This is a genomic window from Bacillus sp. JJ722, from assembly GCF_036963345.1.
In the GTDB taxonomy this organism is placed as follows: Bacteria; Bacillota; Bacilli; order Bacillales; family DSM-1321; genus Bacillus_AD.
In genome coordinates this window covers 32401-32656 of record NZ_JBALMO010000003.1, presented here as the reverse complement: position 1 = coordinate 32656, position 256 = coordinate 32401, and positions in this window count along the sequence as shown.

Genomic DNA, 256 nt, shown 5'->3' with positions numbered 1-256 from the left:
ATTATATAATATTTCAACATAATGAATAATTAGGATTTCTTATATCTTAAACATGTTAGAAAAATTGCTTTAATATAAACATTTTATTTTTTCGTTATAGTATGTATAATGTATTTGTGTTTGAAAAACGCCTGAAAGCAAAGGTTTTATCTTAGATTAATACACATCGAAAAGAAGAATAGTTCATATTCACAATCTTGTTTTCTAGGCTTCAACTATTCTAGTAGTAGTTCTTTTTCTCTTGATTTATCTATAG